The 14,877-nt window shown below is 69.4% G+C and carries 14 protein-coding genes; 9 read left to right on the plus strand and 5 right to left on the minus strand.

From position 1 onward, the window contains the following. The first annotated feature begins 15 nt into the window (after positions 1 to 15). A complete protein-coding gene (locus tag D5S08_RS02330) occupies positions 16 to 1,230 on the plus strand; it encodes an FAD-dependent monooxygenase (protein WP_121115090.1) in 1,215 nt (404 codons plus the stop codon). On the opposite strand, the gene D5S08_RS02335 is transcribed toward D5S08_RS02330, so the two are convergent. Genes D5S08_RS02335 through hemC form a run of 3 tightly spaced genes read right to left on the minus strand, consistent with a single transcriptional unit; the run spans position 1,216 to position 3,763 of the window. Then, positions 1,216 to 2,175, minus strand: coding sequence for an MICOS complex subunit MIC60 (locus tag D5S08_RS02335; RefSeq protein WP_241557172.1), 960 nt, complete (start codon positions 2,173 to 2,175; stop codon positions 1,216 to 1,218). The two genes, D5S08_RS02330 and D5S08_RS02335, sit on opposite strands and share 15 nt — an antisense overlap. Then, positions 2,175 to 2,870, minus strand: coding sequence for a uroporphyrinogen-III synthase (locus D5S08_RS02340; RefSeq protein ID WP_121115092.1), 696 nt, complete (start codon positions 2,868 to 2,870; stop codon positions 2,175 to 2,177). Before D5S08_RS02340 ends, D5S08_RS02335 begins: the two co-directional genes overlap by 1 nt. Further along, entirely contained in the window at positions 2,867 to 3,763 is an 897-nt protein-coding gene (hemC, locus tag D5S08_RS02345) for a hydroxymethylbilane synthase (RefSeq protein ID WP_121115094.1), read from the minus strand. Before hemC ends, D5S08_RS02340 begins: the two co-directional genes overlap by 4 nt. A 50-nt stretch (positions 3,764 to 3,813) precedes the next feature. Between hemC and tsaD the strand changes: the two genes are divergently transcribed. The 8 genes from tsaD to D5S08_RS02385 all read left to right on the plus strand — a co-directional run bounded on the left by tsaD (position 3,814) and on the right by D5S08_RS02385 (position 11,372). Continuing rightward, positions 3,814 to 4,848 (plus strand): tRNA (adenosine(37)-N6)-threonylcarbamoyltransferase complex transferase subunit TsaD, encoded by a 1,035-nt coding sequence (gene tsaD / locus D5S08_RS02350; protein ID WP_121115473.1) that lies wholly within the window; start codon positions 3,814 to 3,816, stop codon positions 4,846 to 4,848. Continuing rightward, positions 4,845 to 5,834 carry an NAD(P)H-dependent glycerol-3-phosphate dehydrogenase gene (locus tag D5S08_RS02355; RefSeq protein WP_121115096.1) on the plus strand — a complete coding sequence of 330 codons (990 nt, stop codon included), beginning with the start codon at positions 4,845 to 4,847 and terminating at the stop codon, positions 5,832 to 5,834. The genes tsaD and D5S08_RS02355 overlap by 4 nt, the downstream gene beginning before the upstream one ends. Before the next feature lie 35 nt (positions 5,835 to 5,869). Beyond that, on the plus strand, positions 5,870 to 7,402 hold the full coding sequence (locus D5S08_RS02360) for a lipopolysaccharide biosynthesis protein (RefSeq protein ID WP_121115476.1): 1,533 nt from the start codon (positions 5,870 to 5,872) through the stop codon (positions 7,400 to 7,402). Positions 7,403 to 7,441: 39 nt separating this feature from the next. Further along, the gene (locus D5S08_RS02365; protein WP_121115098.1) at positions 7,442 to 8,092 is read left to right on the plus strand and encodes a hypothetical protein; all 651 of its coding nucleotides are present in this window, start codon (positions 7,442 to 7,444) and stop codon (positions 8,090 to 8,092) included. An 85-nt stretch (positions 8,093 to 8,177) separates the two neighbouring features. Next, complete coding sequence (locus D5S08_RS02370) at positions 8,178 to 8,561, plus strand: response regulator (protein ID WP_121115101.1); 384 nt, start codon at positions 8,178 to 8,180, stop codon at positions 8,559 to 8,561. A gap of 61 nt (positions 8,562 to 8,622) precedes the next feature. Further along, positions 8,623 to 9,444 carry a hypothetical protein gene (locus D5S08_RS02375; protein WP_121115103.1) on the plus strand — a complete coding sequence of 274 codons (822 nt, stop codon included), beginning with the start codon at positions 8,623 to 8,625 and terminating at the stop codon, positions 9,442 to 9,444. Positions 9,445 to 9,554: 110 nt separating this feature from the next. After that, positions 9,555 to 10,154 carry a phosphatase PAP2 family protein gene (locus tag D5S08_RS02380; protein ID WP_162301901.1) on the plus strand — a complete coding sequence of 200 codons (600 nt, stop codon included), beginning with the start codon at positions 9,555 to 9,557 and terminating at the stop codon, positions 10,152 to 10,154. 30 nt (positions 10,155 to 10,184) lie between these two features. Next, on the plus strand, positions 10,185 to 11,372 hold the full coding sequence (locus D5S08_RS02385; protein WP_126665473.1) for an acyltransferase family protein: 1,188 nt from the start codon (positions 10,185 to 10,187) through the stop codon (positions 11,370 to 11,372). On the opposite strand, the gene D5S08_RS02390 is transcribed toward D5S08_RS02385, so the two are convergent. Together D5S08_RS02390 and D5S08_RS02395 are read right to left on the minus strand one after the other, a co-directional pair. Continuing rightward, the gene (locus D5S08_RS02390) at positions 11,373 to 13,670 is read right to left on the minus strand and encodes an FdhF/YdeP family oxidoreductase (protein WP_121115109.1); all 2,298 of its coding nucleotides are present in this window, start codon (positions 13,668 to 13,670) and stop codon (positions 11,373 to 11,375) included. A 61-nt stretch (positions 13,671 to 13,731) separates the two neighbouring features. Continuing rightward, positions 13,732 to 14,874, minus strand: a complete 1,143-nt coding sequence (locus D5S08_RS02395; RefSeq protein WP_121115111.1) for a beta-barrel domain-containing protein — start codon at positions 14,872 to 14,874, stop codon at positions 13,732 to 13,734. Between the last annotated feature and the right edge of the window lie 3 nt (positions 14,875 to 14,877).

Below are 14,877 nucleotides of genomic sequence, written 5' to 3' on the forward strand. Positions count from 1 at the left end.
CTAGGACGCTGCCCCATGGCGGACAAGCGCGAACTCCTGATCCTGGGCGGCGGACTGGTGGGCATGACCCTGGCGCTGGCCGCGGCCCGCAAGGGGATGGCCAGCCATGTGGTCGACCGGGCCGACATGGCCGAACTGACCGCCGACGGCTTTGACGGACGCGCCAGCGCGATCAGCACCGCCAGCTGGAACCTGTTCATCAATCTGGGCATCGCCGAGGGGCTGGAGCCACTGGGCTGCCCGATCACCTCGATCGCGGTGACGGATGCCATGCGCCCGGGCCGGATCGACTTTCAGCCCGAACCGCACGAGGGCACCCTGGGCCGGATGTTCGCCAATCGCGACCTGCGCCTGGCGCTGTTCCGCGCGGCGGAGCGCGAGCCGCTGATCCAGTGGCATCAGAAGGCGCATGTCGTCACCCGCGAACGCGGTGAACATGGCGTCGCCGCCACGCTGGCCGATGGCACCCGGCTGGAGGCTGCGCTGATGGTGGCGGCGGAAGGGCGGCAATCGCCGACTCGCGAGGAAGCGGGCATCAATGTCGCCCGCTGGGATTACCGCCACCGCGCGATCATCGCCGGGCTGATCCACGAACGGCCGCATGGCGGTGTCGCGTGGGAGATCTTCTATTCCGCCGGCCCCTTCGCGCTGCTGCCGCTGCAGGATGATGCGCAGGGCCGCCATCGCAGCGCGCTGGTCTGGACCGTGAACGAGGATGACGCCGCCGGCATACTGGCGCTGTCCCCCCGCGCCTTCCTGGCGGAGGTGGGCAAGCGCATGGGCGGCATGTTCGGCGCGCTGGAACTGAACGGCCCGCGCGCCGGCTGGCCGCTGGGCTTCCACCATACGGCGAAGATCACCGCCGACCGGCTGGCGCTGGTGGGCGATGCCGGGCACGGCATCCACCCGATCGCCGGGCAGGGCTTCAATCTGGGGCTGCGCGATGTCGGCGCGCTGGTGGAGGTGCTGGCGGATGGTCGCCGGATCGGGCTCGATCCCGGCGACGCGCAGCTGCTGGCCCGTTACGAAACGTGGCGCGGGCTCGACACCTTTACCGTGGCGCTGGCGACCGACGGACTGACCCGGCTGTTCGGCGTTCCCGGTCGCCTGCCCAGCGCGGCGCGCCGGCTGGGCATGGGCGTGGTGCAGCGCACCCCCGCGCTGAAGCGCTGGTTCATGGACGAGGCGCGCGGCGTTTCAGGCGACCTGCCCGAACTACTCCGCGGCTGACACCTCGCCCATCGGCGGCTCGGCCGCCGGGCTCAGCTGCTCCACCGGCTGCCCGGCACTGTCGCGCAAGGTGCGCGCATCCAGGATGGCGGCGGTCTCCAGCAGGTCCAGCGCCTTCTGCGCGGCGGCGAAGCGGCGGGCATCGCCCAGCCAGTCGGCCGCGCTGGCGGCGTTGGGCAGCAGGCGCACCTCCGCGACGGCGGAATTGACCCGGCCGGTTTCCAGGAACAGGCGCGCGCGCCTCAGCCGCTGTTCGGCGGCGGGTGACGGCGTATCCTCGCGGCGGATCACGAACAGGTGGCTCGCCTCGCGCCGCAGCCAGGTCCACACACCTTCGTCATCGGGCGCACCGGCCAGCCTGGTATGCAGCCCGTCGAGCCGCGCGATCAGCTGGTCCAGGGTGACCGGATCGGCGGCAGCGGCGATCACCGTGCCCACCGCATTGGGGTGGCCGTCGGCAAAGCGTAGCCGCAGCTGGTCCGCCAGATAGCCGAGCGGCGCTCCGCGATCGAGCGCGCGACGCGCGGCGAAGGCGATCAGCAGCCCTTCGGCCCGGGCCGCATTGCCGGCGGCCGCCTCCGCCCGCAGGTCCAGCCGGGCGAGCCGCTGCTCCAATGTGGCGATGCGATCCTCGATCGGCTCCGGCATGGGAGGCACGACCACGGGCCGCGCCGCTGCCCGCGGCACCGTTGCGGCGGGCGCTTCGGGCTGAACTGCGGGCTCATTCAGGGAAAAGAGCGTGCCATCAGCCACCTCTTGCCGGTGATCCACCAGGTAGATCGCGGCCGCGCCCAGCAGGAAGGCGCCCGCCGCCAGGCCCAGCATGGCCCGCGTGCGACCACCGCCGCGCGGCATCCTGCGCGCAGGCTCATCGGCCGGGAAGCCGGTCTCGCTCATCTCGCCAAGCGGGCTCGTGCCCCTCCCGCCGTATCCGTAACGCTCCATCACGGCAGGTCATGGCACAGTTGCGCAGCAAGGGCCAGCAATGCGGGATCGGTCGGTTGGCCGGCATCCGCGACATGGCGCCAGCCCTCTCCCGCAGCCGCGGAGATGCGGGGGCCCAGGCTCGCCAGCGTGACCTGCCCGCGCGGCAGATGCAGCCGCGTGAACTCCGCCGCCAGATGCGCGGCCGCATCCGCCGAATGCAGCAGGACAATGCACGGCCGGTGCAGCACCGCCTGCAGATCGGCGCCGAGCGGCTGCGGCAGGACTTCGTACACGGGCACGAAGCTGATCGTGACGCCTGGGGGCGGATCCACCGGCACATGGCTGCGTCCTCCCAGCCGCAGCAATCGTGGCGGGCAGGAAGGTTGCGCGTCCAGCACCTGCTGCAGCCCGCCAGTGCCGACCGCCCGCACCACCAGCCCCGCCGCCTGCGCGGCTTCCGCCGTCGCGACCCCCACGCACAGGGCCGGCTTGCCGCGATACGAGGCCAGCTGCGCTCCCGCATGACGCAGCGCATTGGCACTGCCCAGCAGCAACGCGTCGATCTCACCCGGCGGCCGGGCGGTCCAGGGCAGCGGTTGAACGGCAAATAGCGGGTGCGCCTGCATAGACAGGTTCAGCGCGGATCCGGCAGCGACGGTGGCGGCGTTACCGGGTTCCGGGCGGATGACGACGACCGGCACGCCGGCGCTCATGCCGGCGGTCCGCTGAAATGCACCGCGATCCCTTCCGTCGCGCGGGCGAGCAGGTCGGCGGCGAGCGCAGCGGGATCGCTGCCCTGCCCCCACACCTTTTCCGCGCCATCCGGGCTGAACAGGGCGGCGATCAGTGTCGTCCCGTCGCTGAGTACGGCGATCGGGCTGTGGCAATTGCCGCCGAGCGCAGCCAGCAAGGCGCGCTCCGCCATCACCTCGGCCCGGCTGGGCGCGTGGTCGATGGCGGCCAACAAGTCGCGCGCGCGACTGTCGTCCGCCCGGCATTCTACGCCGATGGCCCCTTGCGACGGAGCCGGCAGCCATTCCTCCGGGTCGAGCGGGTGACCGACGCCGCTTTCCCCCAGCCGTTCCAGGCCGGCCGCTGCCAGGAAGGTGGCATCCACCTCTCCGGCCGCCAGCTTGGCCATGCGAGTGGCAACATTGCCGCGAAACGTCACCACCCGGCAATCGGGCCGCAGATGCAGCAGCTGCGCCGCCCGGCGGGGCGCGCTGGTGCCGACAACCGCGCCTTGCGGCAGGGCCGAGATGCTGGCCGCGCCCAGCAGGCGGTCGCGCTTGTCCGCACGCGGCAGGATCGCGGCCAGCGCCAGTTCGGGCGGGCGTAGCGTTTCCACATCCTTCAGCGAGTGCACGGCACCGTCGATCCGCCCTTCCGCCAGCCATTCATCCAGCTCGCGGGTCCACAGCGCCTTGCCGCCGATATCCGCCAGCGCCCGATCCTGCACCTTGTCGCCGCTGGCGGTCACGGGCACGAGTTCGATGGCATCGGGCGAAAAGCCGTGGGCTGTGGCCAGCCGGTCACGTGTTTCCAGCGCCTGCGCCATGGCGAGCGGCGAGCGGCGGGTGCCGAGACGGAGAATGATTTCGGGCATTGCGGGTCCGCTTGCCCTAAAGCCGCTCTTTGTCCAAGGGCAAGCACACCATGCTGGTACTGGGTATTGAAAGCAGCTGCGACGAGACGGCCGCGGCGCTGGTCACCGCCGATCGCACGATCGTGGCGCAGGCCATCGCCAGCCAGGATGCGGACCACGCCCCGTTCGGCGGTGTGGTGCCGGAGATCGCGGCGCGCGCGCATGCGGAGCGGCTGACCCCCATGATCGAGCGGGTGCTGGCCGAGGCGCAAGTGACGCTGGCCGATTGCGACGCCATTGCCGCCACCGCCGGACCGGGCCTGATCGGCGGGGTCATGGTCGGCCTCGTCACGGCCAAGGCGCTGGCCATGGCGGGCGACAAGCCGTTGCTGGCGATCAACCACCTGGAAGGGCACGCGCTCAGCCCCCGCCTGGCCGATCCGGCGCTGGCCTTCCCCTATGCCCTGCTGCTGGTGTCGGGCGGTCATTGCCAGCTGCTGCGGGTGGATGGCGTGGGCCGGTATACCCGCATTGCCACCACCATCGACGATGCACTAGGAGAGGCATTCGACAAGACCGCCAAGATCCTGGGCCTCGGCTTTCCCGGCGGCCCGGCGGTGGAGCGGCACGCCGCCACCGGCGATCCCCGCGCCGTTCCCCTGCCCCGCCCCTTGTTCGGCAGTGCCGAGCCGCATTTCAGCTTCGCCGGCCTGAAGAGCGCCGTGCTACGCGCGCAGGATAGCGGCCTGCATGCCACGGCCGACATCGCCGCCAGCTTCCAGCGGGTCGCGATCGACTGCCTGCTGGACCGCACACGGCGCGGGCTGGCCGGCATGGGCCCGGTCGGCGCGCTGGTCGTGGCCGGCGGTGTCGCCAGCAATCGCGCGGTGCGTGCCGCGCTGGAAGGGCTCGCGGCCGACCACGACCTGCGCTTCGTCGCTCCGCCGCCATCCTTGTGCACGGACAATGCGGCGATGATCGCCTGGGCCGGGATCGAGCGGCTGCAGGCCGGCTTCGCGTCCGATCCGCTGGACATCTCCGCCCGGCCGCGCTGGCCGCTGGACCCGGCGGCGGAGCCGGTGCGCGGCGCGGGGGTGAAGGGATGAGCGCGATCAGCGTGATCGGCGCCGGTGCCTGGGGCACCGCCCTGGCGCAGATGCTGGCCGCCAATGGCACGCCCGTGACCCTGTGGGCGCGGGAGGCCGGGCTGGCCGATGCCATCAACAATGGCGAAGGCAACCAGCCCTACCTGCCCGGCGCCGTGCTGGCGCCCACGATCCGCGCCACTGCCGACCTTGCCGAAGCGGGCGCAGCGGACATAGCGCTGCTGGTAACCCCGGCGCAGCATCTGGGCAGCGTGCTGTCCGCCATGCCGGCGATCCCGCGTGACCTGGTGCTGTGCGCCAAGGGGATCGAGGCGGGGTCGCTGCGCCTGCTGCATCAGGTCGCCCACGATCATGCGCCGGCGGCGGAGATCGCCGTCCTGTCCGGCCCCACCTTCGCGCATGAGGTCGCCGCCGGCCTGCCCACCGCGGTGACGCTGGCCTGCGCCGGTGGCGAGGCGCAGTGGGCACGGCTGTCACCCGCCATCGCCCGCCGGACCTTCCGCCCCTATTACACGGACGACGTCGCCGGGGCCGAAGTGGGCGGCGCGATCAAGAACGTGCTCGCCATCGCCTGCGGCGTGGTCGACGGGCTGGGCCTGGGCCTCAACGCCCGGGCGGCGCTGATTTCCCGTGGCTATGCCGAAATGCTGCGCTTCGGCACGGCGCTGGGCGGGCGGGCGGAGACGCTGGCCGGGCTGTGCGGCCTGGGCGATCTGGTGCTGACCTGTTCCTCCACCGCCAGCCGCAATTTCAGCCTGGGCAAGGCGGTGGGCGAAGGGCAGGCGCCCGCCGCCCTGCTGACCGATCGCCGCACCGTGGCGGAAGGCGCGCATACCGCGCCCGTGCTGGCCGAACTCGCCGCCCGCCGCGGCATCGCCATGCCGATCTGCGACGCGGTGCATCGCCTGCTGCAGGGGGCACCCGCGCGCGCCATCGCCGACGCGCTGCTGGCCCGTCCGCTCGTCGCCGAAGGGCCGGGCGCTTGAGCGAGGCCGCGGACGACCGGTCCTCCAGCGGCGACATGGCGGCGCTGGCCAAGGGCGGGCGCACCAACCTGATCGGCTTCATGATGCGCCTGGCCGCGCGCCTGCCGTTCCTGTTCATCGCCGGGCGCCTGTATGGCGCGGAGGCGCTGGGCCGCTTTGCCTCCGCCGTGATCATCGTCGAACTGGTGGCCATGCTGTGCACCGTGGGCGAGAAGCGTGGCTTGGCGCAGCGTCTGGCGGAGGAGCCGAGCGCGGAGGATGGCGGCCGTGCGCCGGAGGCGGTGATCGCCGACGGGCTGCTGCTGGCCACGATCAGCGGCGTGCTGGCGGCCGGGGTGCTGTGGCTGGTGCCGCAGCCGATGTTCCCCAGCGGCCTCTATACGCAGGCGGACCGGCTGATGGTGCTGGCCATCCCCGCGCTGGCGCTGACGGAGATCCTGCTGGCGGCGCAGGCCTACCGCTTCGACATCGCCGCCACGGTGCGCGCGCGTGCGATCGTGGAGCCGTGGACCATCAGCATCGCGGTGGGCGTGCTGTTCTACGTCACGCCCGATAGCGGCCTGGGGCTGGCCTACCTGCTCAGCATCTATGCCGCGCTGGTGACGGCGCTGTTCCCTTATGCCCGCACCTATGGCCGCCCGCGCGGCTGGCGACCCTCGCTCTCCCGCAGCCGCCGGCTGCTGGCGCGCGGCTCTCCACTGGCGGCGGCCGATGCCATCGAATGGGGCACCAGGCGGCTGGACATCTTCATCCTGGGCCTGTTCGCCGCGCCGGCCGCGGTTGGCATCTATTACGTGGCGCAGCAGGTCGCCAGCCTGCCGCAGAAGCTGAAGACCAGCTTCGAACCCATCTTGGGCCCGGTGCTGACCCGCAAGCTGGCGGAGCGGGATTATGCCGCCATCGCCCGGCAGGTGTGCCAGGTCGGTTTCTGGATCACCGCCGCGCAGGCCGGCGTCTCGCTGGCGCTGGGTATTCCGGGAGAAGCGATCATGGGTATCGTGGGTCCCGGCTTTGTGGGTGGCAATGGCGCGCTCGCCTTCCTGCTGCTGGCGGAAGTGGTCGCGGCAACCGCTGTGGTGGCCGAAAGCGCGCTGGTCTATGTCGCCAGACTGCGCAATCTGTGGCTGTCGATCGCCACCATCGTGCTGCAGGGCGTGCTGACCGTGGGCGCCATGCTGGTGGCCGACAGTTACGACCTGCCCGGCAGCTGGCGCGCGGCGATGGCGGCGGGCTGCCTGATGGTGGCGCTGGCCGCCGCCTCGCTCGCAAAAGCGACGCTGCTCGGCCGCATTTTGGGGCACATGGTGAATAATTGGCGCTGGGCGCTGGTCTGGGCGGCGCTGGTCGCGACCGCCGTGGGGCAGATCGCCATCCGCCTGCCCGAATGGGCGGAACTGGTTTTCGGCATTCCGATGATCCTGGCCGCTTACGGCCTGGTGATCTGGCGCTGGGGCTTCGGGCCGGAGGATCGCGTGCTGTTCACCCGCAAGCTGGCCAAGGAGGACGAGGTCGATACGGTCGAGCAGCAGGAAGCGCCCAAGCCGCTGCGCGGGCCCGAACCGCTGTAGCTTGTCAGCCGCCCCGGCGGCGCATTACAGGAAGTGCCCATGAACCAATGGATCGAGGCCAACTGGCTGCTTGTCGTGATCGCGCTGGCCATTGCCGCGCTGATCTTGCTGTGGATCATCGCCGCCAACCGGCGCACGAAGGTGGACCTGACGCGGGACGAGAGCACCGCCGATGCGCCCGCCCGCCGCAACCAGGCGCTGATCGACGCGCCGCCGGCGGCTGCGCCATCGCCGATCCCGGCGCCGTCGCTGACCCCTGCCCCCGCCCCGAGCCCTGCTCCCGTAGCTGCTCCGTCGGCGGCCGCCGCTCCGTCCGCAATTGCCATCGAAGAGCCGGTGCGTGCCGTGCCCGACGACATGGCTGGCGTGGAAGAGGCTATTCTGGTCGGCGCCTCGCTGACGCCACCGCCGGCAATGGTAGCGGATTCGCCGCTCCCCGCTGCGGATGGAGGCGAAAGCGAGCTGCTGCGGATCAAGGGTCTCGGCCCCAAGCTGGTGGACCAGCTGCGGTCGCTCGGCATCACCCGGCTGGATCAGATCGCGGCATGGAACGATGCGGAGATCGACCGGATCGATGCGCAGCTTGGCCGTTTCCAGGGCCGCATCCGGCGGGACGACTGGCCGACGCAGGCCCGGCTGCTGGCGGCCGACGACATCGCCGGATACGAGGAACGCTTCGGCCGCGTATGATCGCATAGCAGGGAACCAACCGTCCTGCTCTCCTGTTCGTCCTGTCAAGCATCAGAGTCCGTGCCGACTCTGCAGGAGAACAGAAATGGCGACGTTGAATAACGGGCGGCCCAAGGTTCTGGTCGTCGAAGACGAGTTTATCATCGCACTGGACTTGTCAGAGACGGTCCGCGATCTCGGCTTCGAACTGGACGGACCTTATGCCGACAAGGAAAATGCCTTCGTGGCGATCGACGAGCATCTGCCGGATGCCGCGATCCTGGACGTCCATACCAGGGATGGGGAGGTCTTCCCGCTGGCCGATGCACTGACGGCAGCGGGCGTGCCGATCATCTTCCATTCCGGCCATGTCACGCCGGGGGAGGTCCATGCCCGCTACCCGCAGGCATGGGCCTGCACCAAGCCGTGTCCGCCCGATCACCTGATCGACGTGTTGCGGGCGGCGGTGGAACAGCACACGCAGCATTGATGCGGGAATGACGGGCGTCGGCGATTGGTTTCGCCGGCGCCACCCGCTATGGCCACCGGCAATGGCCACCCCAGCCCTGTCTCAGGACCCCGCATTGACGCCGATCGGCCGCCTCCGGCAGCGTTTCGGCGATCGCGCTATCGGCATTGCGGTGGCCGTGGCGATCGAACTTGTCCTGCTGCTGGTGCTGCTGACGCTGGGCACCGGCATCACCCGTCCGGGAGAGCCGGAGGGCACGGCGATTACCTCCTTCGATGTTGCCCCCGCCCCGCCTGCAGAGGAGCCGAGCCCGGTCGAGCCTGCCGCCGAGCAGCCGACTCAACCGGCCGAGCAGCAGCCGCAGGTCCAGGAGCAGGAGCAACCGCCGGCGCCCCGCCCGACCGTGGCGGACAGCGCCGCCCCGCCCCGCCCGGTACTGATCCTGCCCCGGCCCGATGCCTTCCGCCTGCCTGCGCCCGACAGCGCCCCGCCTGCGCCCCCGCGTCCGGCTGCCGCGCCACCAGCTCAGGTCTATGGCCCGCCAGCACCGCCCGCCGGCGCCGGCATGCCGGGCGACACCGAACGGGTCGGCACCGCCCCTAACGGGGAGCCGATGTATGCCGCCCGCTGGTACCGCGAACCGACCGACAACGAGCTGGCCGGTTACCTCTCCACCGCCAACAGCCCGGGTTATGGCCTGATCACTTGCCGTGTGGTGACGGGCTACCGCGTCGAAGAGTGCGTGGGCCTGTCCGAACAGCCGCAAGGGTCCAACCTGCTGCGCGCCGTGCTGGCGGCTTCATGGCAGTTCCGCGTCCGTCCGCCCCGGATCGGCGGCAAGGAAAGGTTCGGGGAATGGGTGCGCATCCGCATCACCTACAGCGACCGCCGCATCCCCAGCTGATTGCCGGGTGCCGGCGCGCTTGCCGCCCGCATCTGCTGAACCGCTTGCCGCGCTCTGGCGGTAAGGGGCGACGGTTCCTAGCTTAGTGCATGCAACAAGAGCAGGAGCCGATGGCGAACACGACCGACGAGATCGCGCAAGCGGCGGAACCCTTGTTCGAACTGGACCGCAAGACGCGCGACCTGCTGCATCCGCATCACCGCACGCCGCTGGTCCGCCTGCTGCGCGTCATCGGCGAGGCGGGCGACCAGCCGCAATTGCGGCTGCTGTGCGCAGGCATGGCGGTGGCGGGCCTGCTGCGCGGCGATGCGCGGATGGTGCGGGCCGGTGCCCGCATGTTGCTGGCGCATGAGATCGCCACCCAAGCCAAGAGCGCCGTCAAGGGATCGGTCGATCGTTGGCGCCCGCGCAGCTCCGCCGACGGCAAGGAACACCGGCCGCAAGTCGGTGGACAGCGGGCCAAGGAGCTGTCCAGCTTCCCCTCCGGTCACAGCGCCGGCGCGTTGGCGGTGGCCGGCGCCTTTGCCACCGAATATCCGCAGCACGGAGCGGCGGCGCTGGCGGCAGCGGGCGCGATCGGCGCCATCCAGGTACCGACCTGCGCCCATTACCCCAGCGATGTGGTGGCCGGATGGAGCATCGGCGCGGTTGCGGCACGGCTGGCAAGCTGGCCGCTGCATCCACGCCGCAGGGAACCAAGCCGGCCGTAACGGCTTGCTCCCCGTCAGGGGGAAGCAACATTGATCAGTCTGGCATCGTCACCCGCACCGCGCGAACATTACTGGGATACGCTGCGGGCCTTCGCCATGTTGCTGGGCATCCCCTACCATGTGGCGCTCTGCTATCGCCCGGGCGAGGACTGGATCGTGCGCACGGGCGAAGGCGTGCCGGGCATGAACCGGCTTGCAGAATTCATTCACCTGTTCCGCATGCCGGCCTTCTTCCTGATCGCCGGCTATTTCGCCGCCATGCTGCTGACCCGGCGCGCACCCGGCACCTGGTTGCGCGGGCGGGTGAAGCGGCTGGGGATCCCCTTTGTGGCCACCATCCTGACGCTGGTGCCGCTGCTGAACCTCGCCTGCGAGTTCTCCACCCTGCCTTATGCAGAAGCGCTGCGGTCCTTCCGCGACAATGCGCTGACATCGGGCGGTTATTGGGTGCGGCATCTGTGGTTCATCATCGTGCTGCTGTATTGCAGCGCCATCGCCGCAGCCCTGGTGCGGATCGTGCCGGCCTTGGCACGGGGGCATGTTCCGCCTCGGGCTGACACGATGGTGGCCAATCGGCTGCCGCTGGTCTTGCTGGCGACGGCCAGTATCGTCGGTCTGTGGGAAGGCGCGGCGGTGGAGGCGTTCTGGGACTGGGGCTTCGCCACCAACCTGTACCAGCAGATCCTGCGTATCGACGAGTTCATCGCCTACCTGCCCTATTTCGCGCTAGGCTGCCTGCTGCAGCGGATGCCGGCGATGCAGGCCCGCTTCGGGCAGCTGAGCCCGACGGTGCTGGTGATCGCGATCGCCGCCACCTTCGTGTCGATGCACTGGGGCGGCGAGGTTCACCCGGCGACCGGGCGCTTCATGGCGACCTTCGCCGCGCTTGCCTGGACGCAGGTGCTGGTGGCGGCGGCACGGACCTGGTTCGACCGGCCGAGCCCCACCGTCCGCGCGGTGACCGAGGCCGCCTTCGTGATCTACCTGTTCCACATGCCGATCGTGATCTGGCTCGCCTGGCTGGGCCAGGACGTGCCGGTGCCGACATGGGGCAAGGTGATCGCGGTCAACCTGCTGACGCTGGCATTGTCCTGGGGGGCGTGGCTGCTGATCCGCCGGTCCGGCACCCTGTCGCTGGCGTTCAACGGCGTGCGCAGTCCCGTGCCGCTGCACCGTGCCGGAACGGGCACCGATGCAGCGGAAGGGCCGCCTCGCTGATCAGGCCCTGATCCGGACCGGCACGCCCTTCGCGGCAGGAGTCTTCGACATCTCGTCATGGTACCATAGCGGCATCAGCGGGTTCAGTTCGGGAAAGTAGCCGGCCAGCGTACCGGCGGGCAGGTCATAGGGCGTCACCGTCAGCCCGCCGACCTCGCGCACGACATCGTCGCCCGCATCGCCGACCAGCGTCACCTCCTGCCCTTCCACAAGCCCCAGCCGCTGCATTTCCGCCGGGCTGACCAGCACGATCATGCGCGAGCCCGAGAGGCCGCGCAGCCGGTCCGAATGGCCGTAAATCGTGGTGTTGAACTGATCGTTGGACCGCAGGGTGACGAGGTGGAAGCGGTGCTCCGCCCGGCCGATGCCGCAGGCGTTGAGGACGGTCGGCGTCGTGAACTCCGCCTTGCCGCTTTCCGTCTTCCAGATGCGGTCACGTGCGGCATTGCCGCGATAGAAGCCGCCGGCCTGCCACATGCGGGCATTCATGTCGTGAAACTGGTCAGGATAAGTGCGGGCGATCAGGTCACGCACCTGGCTGTAATCGGCGGTCCAGCTGTCCCACGGGCAGTTCGGATTGGGATCGAGCGTCGCTTGCGCCAGGCCGGCGACGATCGCCAGTTCGGACTTCAGCAGCTCGCTTGCCGGAGAGCGCCGCCCTTGCGAGCCATAGATGTGGCTGAAGCTGTCCTCCATGCTGACCGCCTGCGGCCCACTGGCCTGCATGTCCTCCTCCGACCGGACGAGGCAGGGCAGGATCCACGCGCTCTTGCCCGGCATGCAATGGGTGGTGTTCAGCTTCGTGGCGATATGGACGGTCAGTTCCATGTCGCGCCAGGCGCCATGGGCGCGCTCATGCTCCGGAATGGCCATTGCCAGATTTCCGCCCAGGCCGATGAAGCCCTTGTTCTCGCCCGCCAGCAAGGCCTCCACGAAGTCGACGGTGGTGTGCCCGTCCTCCATCGGCGGCTCGAAGCCGAACAGCTCGCGATATTTGTCGTTGGGCGCCAGTTCCACCTTCTCGGTGATGCCGACGGTGCGCTGGCCCTGCACGTTGGAATGGCCGCGGATCGGATTGCAGCCCGCCCCTTCCCGGCCGATATTTCCGCGCAGCAGCAGCAGGTTGACCAGCATGCCGATGGTCTGCCCGCCATGCACATGCTGCGTCAGGCCCATGCCATAGATCCCGATCACGCGCTCGGCCGCGCAATAGACGTCGGCGGCTTCTTCCATTTCGGCGCGGGTCAGGCCGGATTCCTCCTCGATCGCCTCCCAGCCGGTCGCGTCCACCTTGGCCAGGAAATCCTCCATGCCGTGGGTGTGCTGCTCGATAAAGGAATGGTCCAGCACCGCGCGCTCGCCCGCAGCCTGCGCCTGCCGCTCGCGTTCCAGCACGCGCTTGCACAGGCCCATGATGGCCGCGATGTCGCCGCCCGGGCGCACCTGCAGGTACATGTGGTTCATCTTCGTCGGCGTGCCCACCGTCATCTGGATCGGGTTCTGCGGATCGGTGAATTCGATCAGCCCCTTCTCCTTCAGCGGATTGAAGACGATGATCTTGCAACCACGCTCCACCGCATCCTTCAGCGGGTGCAGGATGCGCGGGGAGTTGGTGCCGGGATTCTGCCCGAAATAGAAGATCGCGTCACACTTCGACAGATCCTCGAACGTGCAGGTGCCGACCGGCGACCCTGTCACCTTCTTCAGGCCGACGGAGGTCGTCTCGTGGCACATGTTCGAACTGTCGGGCAGGTTGTTGTGCCCGTACATCCGCGCAAACAGGGCATAGAGATAGGACGGCTCCAGCGCGGCCTTGCCCGACGCGTAGAAGGTGACCGATTTGGGATCGAGTTCCCGCAGCTTCTGCCCGATGGCGGCAAAGGCCGTGTCCCAGCTGACCGGCAGGTAGCGGTCGGTATTCGCATCATAACGCAGCGGCTGCGGCAGCCGCCCCTGCATCTCCAGCTCGTAATCGCCCCAATGGCGCAGCTCGCTGACGGTGTGGCTGGCGAAGAGTTCGGGCGTACAGCGGTCACTCGTCAGATCCCACAGGGTCGCCTTGGCGCCATTCTCGCAGAATTCGAATGCGTGCGGATTGGGCGGCTTCGCCCAGGCGCAGGAGGTGCACATATAGCCGCCGGGCTTGTTCTGCCGGCTGAGAGTCTCGATCGCGCCCGGGCTGGCGCGTTCCTTCAGCGCAATGCGGGCGATGCCCTTGAGCGAGCCCCAGCCACCGGTAGAGCCGGTATATTCGCGCGGTGGAACCATGCCGCCCGCACCATTGTCACTGTCCGCCATCGCCCGCTCCCGCACACCTGTTCCGTAACAGGAACGCGCGAGCGGGCGATAGTTTCACGGATCAACGTTCGCGCATCGCCTGGTGCGAGGACTTGAGCAGCGGCTTGGTCAGATATTCGAACACGGTCTGCTCGCCAGTCTTGATGTCGGCGGTGGCGGTCATGCCGGGCTGCAGGTCGATGATCTCGCCCTCGCGCCGGGGCCGCAGGTTGGAGATGTCGACGTCCAGCGTGACCCGGTAATAGGTGTTCACCGATCCGTCGGCCCCTTCCTCGCTCAGCGTGTCGGGACTGATATAGACCACCTTGCCATCGGCCGAGCCGTAGATCGTGTAATCATAGGCATCGAAGTTCACCCGGGCTTCCTGCCCGGTGCGGACATAGGCGATGTCGCGCGGGGGCACCTGCGCCTCCACGATCAGGCGTGCCTCGGTGGGCACGATCTGCAGCACCTCGTCGCCCGGCGCCAGCACGCCGCCGATCGTGGTCAGGCGCACATTCTTGACGATGCCCGTGGCCGGCGCCACCAGATTGGCCGCCTGCAGCGATCGTTCGCGCTGCGCCAGCTCCTGCTGTGCGGCGACCAGCTCCTCCTCCGTCGAGGTGAATTCGGTCTGCAGTTCCTGGATATATTGCGAGCGGATGTTGCTCATCTGCCCTTCTGTCTGCACCACCTCACGCTGCATGCGGATGATTTCCGAACGGGCCACATCGCCACTTTCGACCAGCGGCTGGTTCAGTGACAATTCCTCGCGCTGCAGCCGGGCCATGGAGCCGAGCGACTGCAGTTCGGACTGCAGCGCGGCACGGCGGCGCTGGAACAGCTGGCGCTGGTTCGCCACGAAGTCGGGGAACTGCGAGACGGAGGCCGGGAAGCTGAGCGGACGGTCGAACAGTTCCGCATTGATGCGGGCCATGCGGCTCTGCAACGCGGCGACTTGCGCGCGTGCCTCCCGGATGCCGGCATCCAGCTTCACGCGGTCCAGCTCCACCAGCAGGTCGCCCTTCTGCACCCGGTCGCCTTCGCGCACATTGATGGCGGAGATCGGTCCGCCTTCCTCGCTCTGCACGATCTGCACGCGGCCGAAGGGGATGACCTTGCCCGGGGCGCGGGTCACCTGGTCCAGCGTCGCCCAGTTGGCCCAGACGATGAAGCCGATCAGCGCGACCGCGATGGTGATGATGATCCAGTAGGACGGGCGCATGCG

Source organism: Croceibacterium ferulae, assembly GCF_003660445.1.
Lineage (GTDB): Bacteria > Pseudomonadota > Alphaproteobacteria > Sphingomonadales > Sphingomonadaceae > Croceibacterium > Croceibacterium ferulae.